Genomic DNA, 13,124 nt, shown 5'->3' on the forward strand with positions numbered 1-13,124 from the left:
CTATTTCAAACTCACATTCCTCATCTGTCTCATAATCCAATTATGTTTCTTTCTTAAATAGGGAGATGGATTTTTAGGGTCGTATTTTTTTGGATTAGGCAATACAGCGGCGATCCAGGCTGCATCTGAAGCACTTAGGTCTTTGGATGGTTTTCCAAAATAATATTGTGCAGCAGCTTCCACTCCAAATACACCCTGCCCCATTTCAATGGAATTCAGGTATCTTTCAAGGATAATATCTTTACTCCATACTTTTTCAATGATAAAAGTATAGACTGCTTCCAGCCCTTTTCTCACCCAGCTTCTGCCCTGCCAAAGAAATATATTTTTTGCGGTCTGCTGGGAAATGGTACTTCCTCCTCTTATTTTTTTGCCTTTCTCATTATATTTCATCGCTTTTTCGATTGCTGTATAATCGAAACCATCATGATCAAAGAATTTCTGGTCTTCAGAAGCAATTACGGCTTTTTTCACATTGCTTCCCATTTCGTCATAGGAAATATAATCTCTGTGTAGTTTTCCATATTCAAAAAGCCCTCCTATCTGGGTAAGGGTAATCGGGGGATTAAAAAATCTGCCCCAGATAATAAAAACTACATTCAGAACAAGAATGATGAAAATAAGCTGTTTAATTTTTTTCCACATAATTTTATAAAAAGGAAAGGCAAAAATAAGCAAATAGTACGAGTTACTGCAATTCTTTCATGTAAGTAAGCTGATAATCCGGTAAAAGTTCCGGATGAAAGATTTTAATATAATCTTTCAGGATCAAATCTGCTCTTACCACCCCACTTTCAAAGAAATCATTGGCTTTCAGTTTTTCTTTTCCTGCTATGGTGTAAATTTTTCCTTTATTGAATACATCCAGTTTTCCGTAGAAAGGATTCATCCCCAACATTTCTTTTTTTGAGGTATGACTTCCTGCATTCACCCAATACTGAACACCTCCAGCTTTGGCATATACTTCTTCAAAACTCATCGTCAATGCCTTTTCATCTTTATTGTCCTTCATGATATAATTGGCATTGGCATCCGAAATATAATGGGCAACAGAGGTATTTCCACCTGGAAGATACCATACATCCCCGTAAATTTCATTAGCCAGTACCACAGGTTTTTCTTTGGCCTTTGATGCAAGCTGTTTCAGATCGTTATAATTTTTTTCAACTTCCTGATATTTCGTTTCTGCTTCTTTTTCTTTTCCTAAAAACTCTCCGAAAAGTTTAATATAGGCCGTTTTTTCCAAAGGCTTCTGCTCCATGTATTCATCCAGAAATATCACCTGAATACCATTGTTTTTTAGCAGTTCGTAAGTATTGTCAAAGCTGGCAATATGATTGGTAAAAATAGCATCCGGCTTCATGGAGATAATCTTCTCTACATCATATTTCTGCTCGCTTCCTACGTTCTGGATTTTTCCTTCTTTAAGCATATTCTGAATTTTTTCTGAATAAATATATTCCGGGCTGGAAACTCCTATGATTAGATTTTCTGCTCCAAGCTCTGAAATATACCCTGCCATACTTGCATTCAGCAGAATTATTTTCTTAAATGGAGTTTGATTTTGTTTAAAATGATAAGTGAAATTCCCCGATTTTAGCTCGAGGGTACCTTCGTGTTCTTTAAATTGGGTACGGGCAGATATATTTGTCCAGTCTGAGGACGAAATTTTTGATTCTCTTTTACAAGCTGTTAGCGCAAAAACCGTAAATAAAAGTAAAATTCTTTGTTTCATCTTTCAAAGAACGGAAAAAAGTGCTATATTTGCAAACCTTTAAACAACAAGGTAACACAAGGCCTCGTGGCGCAACTGAATAGCGCATCTGATTACGGCTCAGAAGGTTACAGGTTTGAATCCTGTCGAGGTCACCAAAAGCCAAATGGCTCCATTTTAATCTAGATGGAGCCATTTTTTTTGTTTTTTATGGCACAATAAGCCAGAATAATATTTTTTAAACCTCTAACAAAATCTACTCAAACATTCATTCTTTATTGATCGTTTCATTAATTATTCTTCGCTTGTCCATAACTAGCTCAATTTGAGATTCCCGGGACAAATTATTAAAATCGTAATATGAAATAGACATATGATCAGTTGCGGCAAAACATCTGCCTGTCCGCAAAACTGTAGGTATAACTATTTTATAAAATCACAACTTTCCATTTCGAGATTAATTTTAGTTTTAAGATTTGAAAGCAGATCGTTTATTGGTTTTAAAGGGAAAATTTTTAAATCAGTTTGATAGATTATCAATCATTAGATGATGAGTTTAATGCTTCAACTAAATTATTTATAAATTGATTTCGTTTCTCTTCAGGCAACAATTCGATTGAAAGAAAAGGATTCAGGTCTTCAAGTTCAACTAACAAAAGTGTATCGTTTTTAAGACGGCAAGCATCGACCCTTGTAATTCCGCGTTCTATATTATTCCATTCTATAAATTTTTTCGCAAATTCCAAATCTTTTTCTGTTGGTTTATATTCTACCAATTCCCAGCGTTTGTTTTTGTCAGGAGCATAAAGGGCATATTGAAATTGGTCATTTAAATAATAGAATGAAACTTCGTATTCAAAATCAATTAATGGTTGAATTAATTTTCCTTGAGGATTTGAATTAAGCAATTTCTCATGGGTCAAAATTTCCATCCCTATCGAATCTGCTCCATTTTTTAATTTAACGATATATTTTTCGTGGATTCCGATTTTATCAAGTTCCCCTAAACTTTCGATAGTAGGAATTACCGGATACGACAGATTCGTCAAATCTATCAAATATTGTTTTCCTAAAATATCTGCTTTCCCGTCGAATGAATTAAATGTCAGACTGTTCTTTTCTTTAACTTCTGTCAAAAACTGCTGAAAATATTCTTGATAACCGAGTATTGAGCCTGTATTTCTAAAAACCACCAGATCAGCTTTTTCAAGATTTAAAATTGCTTGATGTGGATGTCCGATAAGAAGATTAAAGTGATTTTTTAATTTTGAAGTGATGTATAGATCTTCCTCATAATACTTTCTTCCTTTTGCCTTATAATAGAGATCTGTTAAATATAATAATGTCTTCATTTTAATTTTTTGATATATTACTAAAAATCAATGTTCCCGAAAAAATACAAAATTTGACTTCGGCAAAAAACGGCTTTTGCTAGCAAAAACGAATTTATGAAAATTCAACTTCCTAAAACCTCAATTTCATAATGATATATTTTATGATTGTTAAAATTAATTTAGCAGAATCAACTCCTTAAAACTAAAATACATCAACTTTAATAGATTTCTTTCGATCCTGAAATTGTTTTAACTTCCTTCTGGTACTGCATATTTTCTGATCATTATTTAATATAACAAGCCTTGCAACTTAATGTTGCAGGGCCTGTGCTTGAATTGATTTTCTACAGTTCGGTAGCCTCAATGGCTATTACAGTACAAAGATGAATATAGTGCCTTTGTAAAAACTTAAACCAGTTTAAGTTTTAATGTTTTTTTTATTTTCAATTTTGTTGCATTAACAATTATAAACAAAATCAGAATGAAAATTGTAATCATTGGAGGTACCGGACTTATTGGCAGCCAGGTAGTAAACATCCTAAAGAAGGAGCATGAAGTAATCGTTGCATCACCTAATACAGGTGTAAACACTATTACCGGAGAGGGCCTTGAAGACGTTCTTGAAAATGCAAGTGTAGTTATTGATGTTTCCAACTCACCATCATTTGATGATGAACCAGTAATGAATTTCTTCAAAACTTCAAATCAAAATTTACTTCCGGCGGAGAAGATAGCCGGTGTACAACATCACATTGCTTTGTCAGTTGTTGGAACTGATAAGTTACAGGAAAGTGGATATTTTCGTGCCAAGCAAGTTCAAGAGAACTTAATTAAAGAATCCAGCGTCCCTTTTACAATTGTACACGCTACTCAATTTTTTGAGTTTGCTGGTGGTATTGTAGCAACAAGTACATCAGAAGAAAAGGTAAAACTTTCGGATGCATTTATTCAACCTATTGCGAGTGCCGATGTTGCCACATTTCTTGCTAAAATAGCAACAGAAAAACCTGCCAATAAAATTCTTGAAATAGGCGGACCTGAACGATTCCAAATAGATGAGTGGATAAAACAATATATCCTGTCAACTCAAAAGTCTTTAGAAGTTGAGACAGATATTAATGCTCCCTATTCAGGCGCCATATTAAAAAAGACAACACTTACTCCTGAGAATCCCGTTTATTTGGGAACTACCGAGTATATGACATGGATTGCTAAACCTGAAAACAAACGTTGATATGGGCTATAAATAAAAATGTCTTTTGTATCAATTTAAAAAGTAACAATTAAAGTCGTAGGTTATTTAAACCTACGATTTTAGCAAATACTAATAGAAATAATGTATATAGGAAAATCCTACAACCTCTTTGAATTTGTGATATGGACTAAAGGAAGAATTTATACCCTGCTCCTGTTAGGTTTTATTCCAATATGTCTGTATCATATATTAGGAATAAAATGGGTCGCAATTCCCTGGTCTGTCATTGCAATGCTGGGAACTGCTACCGCGTTTATTTTAGGGTTCAAAAATAACCTAAGTTATAATCGGTCTATAGAAGCCCAGGATGTATGGACTTCTATTTTATCAAATAGCCGTTCCTGGGGTTTAGTAAGCAAAGATTATTTACAGAATAATAGTGAAACCTCAACAACCCTTATTTATAATCATATGGCTTGGGTCACTGCCTTACGTTATAGTATGAGAGAAACCAAAAGCTGGGAATCAACAAATAAAAAACATAATATAAAATATCGTAAACACTTTAAAATTCCTGAACAACAAACACCCCTTGAAGAAGAACTGGCTAAATACCTGGTTGCTGAGGAACTACAGAATATTTATAAAGTAAAAAATATTTCAACTTACATTTTAAGCCTGCAAAGTAAAACGCTGAAATATCTATACGAAAAACAGGAAATCAATGTGACACAATTTGTTGATATGGAAAAATCAATAAAAGAGTTTTACAATTTGCAGGGGAAAAGTGAACACATTAAACAGTCACCATTTCCACGCCAGTATAATATTATTAATAATCTTCTCATTCAATCGTTTTCATTTCTACTACCATATGGATTGCTGGCAGATTTTAACAGTCTAAATGAAAGTGTTTGCGGATTTATGAAAGGAAATATGATTTGGTTGATCCTTCCTTTCAGTTGCTTAATTTCTTGGTTATATTCTTCCATAGCGCAGGTAGGTGAAAATACTGAAAATCCTTTTGAAGGAGGTGCCAATGATGTTCCAATATCTCAAATTAGTTTTCAATTAGAAGCAGAATTGATGGATATGTTGGGAGAAGTAAATTTCAGGGACTTTGATATAGACCAAAACAATATTATCATATTATAAAAACTTATCACTATGTTTAAAAGCTCAATAAGCAGGAAAATCCTAATGGCATTAAGTGGCTTATTCCTAATCAGTTTTCTTATTGTACATGCTTCGGTAAATGCACTTATTTTCTATAATGACAAAGGTAAGACATTTACTATTGGGGCACATTTTATGGCTACAAATCCTATAATCCGATCTATTGAAATTATTCTAATTTTTGGCTTTATAATTCATATAATTCAAGGACTTGTTCTTTGGAGAAAGAACAGAAAAGCCCGGCCGATTCAATATTTTTATAAAGACAATACACCAGGTGTCACATGGTATAGCAAAAGCATGACTTTATTTGGTACTTTGATCCTGCTATTCTTAATTATCCATACACAAAATTTTTGGATTCCCAATCGAGTTCATCAGTTTCAATATGGGGAAGAACTTCCTTTATATGAAATGCTTATTGAAAAATTTCAAAAATCCGGTTGAGGTAGCGATTTATCTGATAGGATGCTTCTCCCTTGGTTGGCATTTGTTGCATGGCTTTCAAAGCGCATTCCGTTCTATAGGGAAATACGATACCCTGATTCTGAAATTATCATATGGTTTTGCAATAATAATACCTTCAACTCTAGCAATAATGCCGGTTTCTATTTATTCAGGATGGATAAAATAAAAGGCATAGGCTTAACCTCCTGTTATTTTTTTTCGGTGCAGTTTCCCCCATTTTGTCAAGGCAAACATCACTTCTTGTAAAGTGTCAGCGTGTTCGGTAATTTCATATTCAACAGTAGGCGGAAACGTATCATATACTGTTCGCTTAACCAATAAGTTGGTTTCCAAATCTTTCAGTTCTTTTGACAACATCTTATCACTAATACCATCTACCGCTCTGGCAATTTGCCGGAAACGTTTGGTACCGCCTTTCAATGCTAACAATATGGACAATTTCCAACTTCCGTTTAAAGTTTCCATTGCATCTCGAATAGCCCGGAGTGTGCTCGCATCACAAGGTAAATGTTCTTTATTCTTTGCCATATATATTGTTTTACTAACCCCAACGAAAGCACTAACCAAGAGTATAGTACTTACCAATAGTTAGCAAATATACATAATTTTGTAATCTAATTAATAAAAGGAAAAATGAAACAACAAAAAACAGCATTTATAACGGGGGTAACAGGCGGAATAGGAAAAACTACGGCACTTGCTCTCGCCAAACAAAACTATCGAGTGATAATACACGGAAGAAATAAAGTAAAAACCGAAACGGTGTGTGAGGAGATTAAAAACTTAACAGGCAATGACAAAATTGACTTCATAATAGGAGATTTATTTTTAATGAACGAAGTAAAGAAAGTTGCCCAAACGTTTATTGAACGATACGACCGGTTAGACATTTTAATCAACAATGCCGGGGGAATTATGAGCAAAGGGAGACAAGAAACGAAAGAGGGTTTGGAAACAACCATCGCTGTAAATTTATTTGCTCCGTTTTTACTTACTGAGTTGCTATTAGGTTTACTGAAAAAGAGCGAAGACGGCAGAATTATCAATGTTTCTTCCAATTCACATAAGCTCAATGCAAATCCCGATTTTGATGATTTGGAACTAAAGAATAATTACAATCCGCTTGTTGCTTACGGTAATGCAAAACTTTTTCTAATTTGGATTAGTCAGCATCTTTCTGGTAAACTTATTGACGGTGGTTTAAAAAATATTACCGTAAACAGTTTGCATCCCGGTGCTGTTGCCACCAATTTTGGGGTAAACAGTAATTTGGGAAGTTTGCTAAATTTCGTCGTAAAACTGATAAGACCATTTTTTAAAACACCGGAACAAGGAGCTGAAACCATTTTATACTTGGCAACTTCAGAAGATGTAAAGTCAATAAGCGGAAAATATTTTGAGAAGAGAAAAATAAAAACTGCTTCTCAAAAATTTTACAGTGAGCAAAATGAACAACTTGTCTGGGATTATTGTAATAAACGAACAAGCAATAGTAAATAACAAATTGTCTGGACGAAAGAAAGTCATTTACAGCTTTAATGGAACAAGTTTTTAATAGTGTTGAACATTATAATGATTATGATAAGTTTGAAACGTTTTATAACTCACTTGAACCCTATGTAAGGGAAATATTATTATAGAACACTACATGGATCTCATCCCAATTCTTTAAATTCCAATGGAGCTTGGCTGCCAACCAATCCTATTTCATTTATGAACATGCCGATTTTAAGCTATGTAAAAGAAATTTCGCCCAAACCAATATCATTAATTGCCGGAGAAAACGCACATTCAAAATATTTCATGAAGATATTTTTAAAGAGGCTGTAGAACCAAAAGAGCTGATGACAATTCCAAATGCAGTTCACGTGGATTTGTATGATAAAATTGATATAATTGCTTTTGATAAATTAGAATCATTCTTTGAAACTAATTTAAAATAGGTTTCAATTATTAATCAATTATAACAAAAATGGGAGCATTCTGGCTCCCATTTTCTATAAGATTACGTTACTATGTTTAATATCTCCGGAAAATGCAGGAAATCAGATAAAATCTGCTGATGCAAGATATATTGCACCTCAGACCGGTACCTTTCCGTCCATTTTACTACAACATCCAAGGATGCCCCAGGTTGCTTATGCAATTAATGAATTTTATACCGACAGTGCAGGATAATTTTTAATCATAATTATTTTAGATTGCGATATAGAAAGAGATTTTTAATATTGATGTTCTTTCTTAAACTAATATTTCTCTAACATTATGAAAAAATTCGCTTTACTACTTTTCGCATTAATTACGTCAATTCCTGTTTGGGGGCAATATAAACCCTGGACTTCCTCGGAACAACCTTTACAGGAAATCCAGACCTTAAAAAAACAAATTGTAAAGCCCAATTTCAGAAAAAAAGACTATCTCATTACTGATTTTGGTGCTGTGGGTGATGGAAAGACAAAAAATACGGAAGCTTTTAAAAAAGCCGTCGAAAGATGTAATGCAGAAGGCGGAGGAAGAGTTGTCGTTCCAAAAGGTATCTTTTTGACAGGAGCTATTTATTTAAAAAGTAATGTGAATTTACATGTTAACGAAGGTGCAACAATCCTGTTCAGTCAGGACAGTAACGACTACCCTATTGTTTTCACAAGATGGGAAGGAATGGAATGTATGAATTATTCGTCCCTGATCTATGCTTACGAGGAAGAAAATATCGCTGTAACCGGAAAAGGAACACTGGACGGAAACTCTGATAACGACCATTGGTGGTTTTGGTGTGGTGCAAAAAAATATGGTTGGAACGAATCCCGTCCGGGAAGACAAAATCCTGCCCGTGCAAAACTGCATGAATACATGGCCCAAAAGAAAGACCCGAGAGAAAGAATATTTGGTGACGGATATTATTTGAGACCTAATTTCGTTCAGCCTTATAAGAGTAAAAATTTCTATATGGCAGATGTTTTGGTAAAAAATTCTCCAATGTGGAATCTTAATCCTGTATTGTGTGAAAATGTTTTGATTGAAAGAGTAAAAGTAATCAGCCACGGTCCCAATAATGATGGCTTTGATCCTGAAGCCTGTAAAAACGTGTGGATCAAAGATTCATATTTTGATACGGGAGATGATTGTATTGCCATAAAATCCGGAAGAGATGAAGACGGAAGGGGTATCGGCAAACCGGCGGAAAACCACATCATCGAAAACTGTGAAATGAAAGACGGACACGGCGGCGTAGTGATTGGAAGCGAAATTGCGGGCGGAGCAAAAAATATTTATGCCATAGGAAATGTGATGGACAGTAAAAATCTTGACAGGGCACTTCGTATTAAAACCAGTTCAAGCCGGGGCGGAATTATCGAAAATGTATTCTTTTACAATACAAAAGTAGGCGCTTATAAAGAAGCTGCGGTGCGTTTCAATATGCATTACGAAAAACCGGGTAACTTCATCCCTACGATCAGAAACGTCTGGGTAGAAAATATGGTCGTGGAAAAAGGCGGAAAATATACCATCCTTTCTGATGCCTACGAATCTTCTCCTGTAACAGATTTTACAATGATCAATGCTAAAATTAACGGTGTTGAAATTCCATATAAAGTTGATTTCCTAAGAAATGTTACCCTGAAAAACGTGACTGTTAACGGACAGCCATTAACTGATTTAAAAAAATAAAATGCGAAAAACATCCATTTTAGCGGGCTTTATTGTTTTATCTGCATGCTCACATTCTTTTTCTCAATCCAGACACTGGCAAAACAATGAAAGAGAACTGCATTACAAAGAAGACAAAGGTGATTTTTTGTTGGTTAACGGAAGATACCGCTTTAACCGAGCTTTGTATGGCAACAACCGCGCCTCAAGAGTGGAAGCCGGGGATTTGCCGGAGTTTGCGCTGTATCTTCCCGGAATGGGTGGTAATCTTCAGTTTGTTATTCAGAAAGGAAATTCGATTAAAAAATTAATTCAGGCTGATACCATTGAAACCCGTTATCGTCCGGGCCTGATGTTGTATGCCATTAAAGATCAGATTCTTGGAAATGGAAATTTAAAACTGACGGTTTTAGCACAATCTGAAGAAGAAGGTTTGATTTTAAAAATGGAAACAGAAAATGTAGATCCTTCAACAAAGATCTATGCAGTTTATGGCGGAGCAAGCGGAAAAACATTCAGCAGAAACGGCGACATCGGTGCAGACCCGGAATCAGGTTTTTATTTGCTACCGGAATATTGTGAAGACAACCAGTTTCAACTCAATAAAAACCAATTTGAGCTTACTTATTTAAACAAGAAAAAAGAAAACCAATTGATCAGCGGAAGTTTTTCAAACACCCATTCATTACAATTAACCGATGTGAAAACGTTGGAAAAATTATCTGATTTTACACAAAATAAAGCAGAAAAATCTCCGATCATTTACGCAACATATTCAACACAAAAAAATCCTGTTTTTATTCAAATTAAAAAAGGAAAATCAGATCAAAACTTTTCAGACAAACATCTTGCGGATATTTTCAATGAAGCCGAACAATCACGATTATCATTAATCAACTGGATTCAGTTGAAAACTCCGGATTCGGATTTAAATAACTTCGGAGCTACCCTTTCGGTCGCCGCAGATGCCATTTGGGAAAGTCCGACGTTTCTTCATGGCGCAGTTGCCTGGAGAATGAGGCTAAATGCCTGGCGAGGAGCTTATGCAGCCGATGTTCTCAGTTGGCACGATCGTGCAAAAGAACACTTTGAAAGCTATTCCAATTCTCAGGTTTTAAGCCCGGATTCCGCACCCGTTGAGATGGATACGCTTTTGCATCTGGCAAGACACAAAGAAGAAATGGGAACTTCAGTATTCTCAAGTGGATATATTTCCAGAAACCCCAATGACAATTCAAAACCTCATCATTATGATATGAATCTGGTTTTCTTTGATCAGCTGTTTTCTCATTTCAACTACACAGGAGATGTAGATTTTCTAAAGAAAATGTGGCCTGCAATGGTTCGTCACATGGATTGGGAAAAACGAAATTTCAAACGGGGTGACCTTTATGATGCTTATGCTGCAATCTGGGCGAGTGATGCTTTGCAGTATTCGGGGGGAAAAGTAACCCACACTTCTGCCTATCATTACAGAGCCAACCGTGAAATGGCAAAACTGGCGAAAATTATTGGTAAAGATTCCACTCCTTACGAAAAAGAAGCTGAATCTATTTTAAAAGCTATGAAAAACGAGCTTTGGATTAAAAATAAAGGGTATTTTGCTGAATATAAAGACGCCCTGGGCAATCAGATTCTTCACGACAAGCCTGGAATATGGTCGATTTATCATGTTTCGGATGCTTATATTTTAAATGAATTTGAAGACTATCAAAATACGCAGTACGTCAACAATCATATTCCGAAGATCCCCATAATAGTAAAGGGGGGAATTAATAAAGATCACTACACACTTTCCACCACCAACTGGCAGCCTTATGATTGGTCGATCAATAATGTGGCGCTGGCAGAGAATTTACAAACCGCTTTAGCGTATTGGCAGGCAGGAAGAAATGATGAGGCCTATCGACTTTGGAAAGGCAATCTGGCCGAAAGTATGTACTACGGAATCAGTCCGGGAAATTTTGAACAATTATCTCACTATGATGCTTTCCGTGGGGAATTGTACCGTGATTTTGCCGACCCGATTGGTGTGGCTGCAAGAACTTTAACAGAAGGACTTTTCGGAATTTATCCCAAATTATTAGAAAATAAAATCAATATAAAACCCGGGTTTCCCAAAGACTGGAATTTTGCAGAGCTGAAACTTCAGGATTGGGAATTTAAGTTTAACCGAAATTTTAAAAAAACAAATTATTGGTTTAAATCAAACTATGCAAGTGCAGTTTCGCTTGATGTATTGATTCCTGTGAATCATACCAAAATAAGATCGGTAACCGTAAACGGTAAAAAAGTACAATTTGCGATACATCCAAATTCTATTTCACGGCCTTTTGTAAAGTTAGAAACAGAAAAAGGAAAAGAATTTACCATTGAAATTACGTATTCGGGAGATGAATTAAAAACTGAAAAAACAGATTACATCAATTACATCTCTGAAAATCTTCAACTCAATTTAGATCCAAAAAAGAAGATTCAACAGGTTTATGACCCGCAGAAACTGATAAAAATCCGAAACGGGAATCAGTTTGATCTGGTGAAAGAAGAAAGAAAAGGAACCTTTTTCGTTCAATTGGAACAAAATGGAACGAAATGGTGGCAACCTGTAAATGTTGATATTCAATATCCTTTAGAAATAAAATGGGTGAATAAAAAACTGCAAATTCACTCTAAATCATCCAATATAATCAATGGAAAATTGAATATTAATCATTTAAATATAACTTTTTCAGTTCAGAAAAACCAAAATATATCAGTTGAAATTCCAACGAATGATCTAAGCAAGGGAACCAACTTTATTCAGCTTGAATACAACGGAATCAAACAAAATGTAGAAATAACAGATTGGGAAGTCGAAAATAAAGGCGAGTTCACCCCTGTTTCGTTAGCCTCAAAATATAATGAGAGAGTAACCGGAATTTTCAATCAAAAATATCTTTCCCCAAGATTAAATGTCCCTACTCTACAGCTTCCGTGGCAAGGAATCGGGAACTGGTGCTATCCGCTGACCACTACTCAAATTGATGACAGCGGACTGATGAAAAAACAAAAAGATGGGAAACTTGAGTTCTTAGGAATTCCTTTTTTAATTAATAACGAAGAAAAAAATATTGTCTTTACAAGCCAGTGGGATAATTTTCCGGAATCGGTTGAAATTCCTGTTACGGGAAAAGGAAGAAAAATCTATTTTCTAATGGCAGGTTCTACCAATCCGATGCAGTCACAAATTACCAACGGAACGGTTACGGTTCAGTATTCAGACGGTTCGGATACAGCATTAGAACTAAAAAATCCTGTGAACTGGTGGCCTATCGAGCAGGATTTGTTTGATGATAATTTTGCTTTTGAAATTTCGGATGATAAAATTCCGTACCGGGTTCAGCTGAAAACCGGGGAATTGTACAAAGGAGGAAGTTTAACGAAATATTCAGAAATTAAAGGAGTAAGCAGCCGGGCTGTTGAAGGCGGTGCCGCAACCATTCTGGATCTGCCGATTGACCCAAACAGAGAATTAAAATCCATAAAATTAACAGCAGTGAGCAACGATGTCGTTATCGGACTGATGAGTGCCACTATTCTTAAATAAAAA

10 protein-coding genes and 1 tRNA gene are annotated in these 13,124 nt (G+C 35.3%); 7 read left to right on the top strand and 4 right to left on the bottom strand.

The window, feature by feature from the left end; all coding sequences use genetic code 11:
- Together mtgA and ACTJIP_RS00725 are read right to left on the bottom strand one after the other, a co-directional pair.
- A complete protein-coding gene (gene mtgA, locus ACTJIP_RS00720; protein ID WP_440703959.1) occupies positions 1 to 645 on the bottom strand; it encodes a monofunctional biosynthetic peptidoglycan transglycosylase in 645 nt (214 codons plus the stop codon).
- 43 nt (positions 646 to 688) lie between these two features.
- Complete coding sequence (locus ACTJIP_RS00725; protein ID WP_440703960.1) at positions 689 to 1,735, bottom strand: ABC transporter substrate-binding protein; 1,047 nt, start codon at positions 1,733 to 1,735, stop codon at positions 689 to 691.
- Positions 1,736 to 1,795: 60 nt separating this feature from the next.
- Between ACTJIP_RS00725 and ACTJIP_RS00730 the strand changes: the two genes are divergently transcribed.
- Positions 1,796 to 1,872: transfer RNA gene (locus ACTJIP_RS00730), tRNA-Arg, on the top strand.
- Positions 1,873 to 2,250: 378 nt separating this feature from the next.
- Here the strand turns inward: ACTJIP_RS00730 and ACTJIP_RS00735 are convergent.
- Entirely contained in the window at positions 2,251 to 3,066 is an 816-nt protein-coding gene (locus tag ACTJIP_RS00735) for a hypothetical protein (protein ID WP_077416325.1), read from the bottom strand.
- A 463-nt stretch (positions 3,067 to 3,529) separates the two neighbouring features.
- On the opposite strand from ACTJIP_RS00735, the gene ACTJIP_RS00740 reads away from it, so the two are divergent.
- The 3 genes from ACTJIP_RS00740 (at position 3,530) to ACTJIP_RS00750 (ending at position 5,866) form a co-directional block, all read left to right on the top strand.
- Positions 3,530 to 4,282, top strand: coding sequence for an SDR family oxidoreductase (locus ACTJIP_RS00740; RefSeq protein ID WP_440703961.1), 753 nt, complete (start codon positions 3,530 to 3,532; stop codon positions 4,280 to 4,282).
- A 102-nt stretch (positions 4,283 to 4,384) separates the two neighbouring features.
- Complete coding sequence (locus tag ACTJIP_RS00745; RefSeq protein WP_440703962.1) at positions 4,385 to 5,398, top strand: bestrophin family protein; 1,014 nt, start codon at positions 4,385 to 4,387, stop codon at positions 5,396 to 5,398.
- 12 nt (positions 5,399 to 5,410) lie between these two features.
- Complete coding sequence (locus ACTJIP_RS00750) at positions 5,411 to 5,866, top strand: hypothetical protein (RefSeq protein WP_198424128.1); 456 nt, start codon at positions 5,411 to 5,413, stop codon at positions 5,864 to 5,866.
- Between the two features lie 198 nt (positions 5,867 to 6,064).
- On the opposite strand, the gene ACTJIP_RS00755 is transcribed toward ACTJIP_RS00750, so the two are convergent.
- A complete protein-coding gene (locus tag ACTJIP_RS00755) occupies positions 6,065 to 6,415 on the bottom strand; it encodes a winged helix-turn-helix transcriptional regulator (protein WP_077418005.1) in 351 nt (116 codons plus the stop codon).
- 105 nt (positions 6,416 to 6,520) lie between these two features.
- Between ACTJIP_RS00755 and ACTJIP_RS00760 the strand changes: the two genes are divergently transcribed.
- The 3 genes from ACTJIP_RS00760 (at position 6,521) to ACTJIP_RS00770 (ending at position 13,121) form a co-directional block, all read left to right on the top strand.
- Entirely contained in the window at positions 6,521 to 7,387 is an 867-nt protein-coding gene (locus ACTJIP_RS00760; RefSeq protein ID WP_440703963.1) for an SDR family NAD(P)-dependent oxidoreductase, read from the top strand.
- A gap of 765 nt (positions 7,388 to 8,152) precedes the next feature.
- On the top strand, positions 8,153 to 9,556 hold the full coding sequence (locus ACTJIP_RS00765) for a glycoside hydrolase family 28 protein (protein ID WP_440703964.1): 1,404 nt from the start codon (positions 8,153 to 8,155) through the stop codon (positions 9,554 to 9,556).
- 1 nt (position 9,557) lies between these two features.
- Positions 9,558 to 13,121, top strand: coding sequence for a DUF4450 domain-containing protein (locus tag ACTJIP_RS00770; RefSeq protein WP_440703965.1), 3,564 nt, complete (start codon positions 9,558 to 9,560; stop codon positions 13,119 to 13,121).
- Positions 13,122 to 13,124 lie beyond the last annotated feature (3 nt).

The sequence above is a fragment of the Chryseobacterium sp. 22543 genome (genome assembly GCF_052044565.1).
In the GTDB taxonomy this organism is placed as follows: Bacteria; Bacteroidota; Bacteroidia; order Flavobacteriales; family Weeksellaceae; genus Chryseobacterium.

What these genes read in the sequence shown, in the direction of transcription:
- ACTJIP_RS00725 (WP_440703960.1), bottom strand. Translation starts at nt 1,735, where the DNA reads ATGAAACAAAGAATTTTACTTTTATTTACGGTTTTTGCGCTAACAGCT.
- ACTJIP_RS00735 (WP_077416325.1), bottom strand. Translation starts at nt 3,066, where the DNA reads ATGAAGACATTATTATATTTAACAGATCTCTATTATAAGGCAAAAGGA.
- ACTJIP_RS00765 (WP_440703964.1), top strand. Translation starts at nt 8,153, where the DNA reads ATGAAAAAATTCGCTTTACTACTTTTCGCATTAATTACGTCAATTCCT.
- ACTJIP_RS00755 (WP_077418005.1), bottom strand. Translation starts at nt 6,415, where the DNA reads ATGGCAAAGAATAAAGAACATTTACCTTGTGATGCGAGCACACTCCGG.
- ACTJIP_RS00745 (WP_440703962.1), top strand. Translation starts at nt 4,385, where the DNA reads ATGTATATAGGAAAATCCTACAACCTCTTTGAATTTGTGATATGGACT.
- ACTJIP_RS00760 (WP_440703963.1), top strand. Translation starts at nt 6,521, where the DNA reads ATGAAACAACAAAAAACAGCATTTATAACGGGGGTAACAGGCGGAATA.
- mtgA (WP_440703959.1), bottom strand. Translation starts at nt 645, where the DNA reads ATGTGGAAAAAAATTAAACAGCTTATTTTCATCATTCTTGTTCTGAAT.
- ACTJIP_RS00770 (WP_440703965.1), top strand. Translation starts at nt 9,558, where the DNA reads ATGCGAAAAACATCCATTTTAGCGGGCTTTATTGTTTTATCTGCATGC.
- ACTJIP_RS00750 (WP_198424128.1), top strand. Translation starts at nt 5,411, where the DNA reads ATGTTTAAAAGCTCAATAAGCAGGAAAATCCTAATGGCATTAAGTGGC.
- ACTJIP_RS00740 (WP_440703961.1), top strand. Translation starts at nt 3,530, where the DNA reads ATGAAAATTGTAATCATTGGAGGTACCGGACTTATTGGCAGCCAGGTA.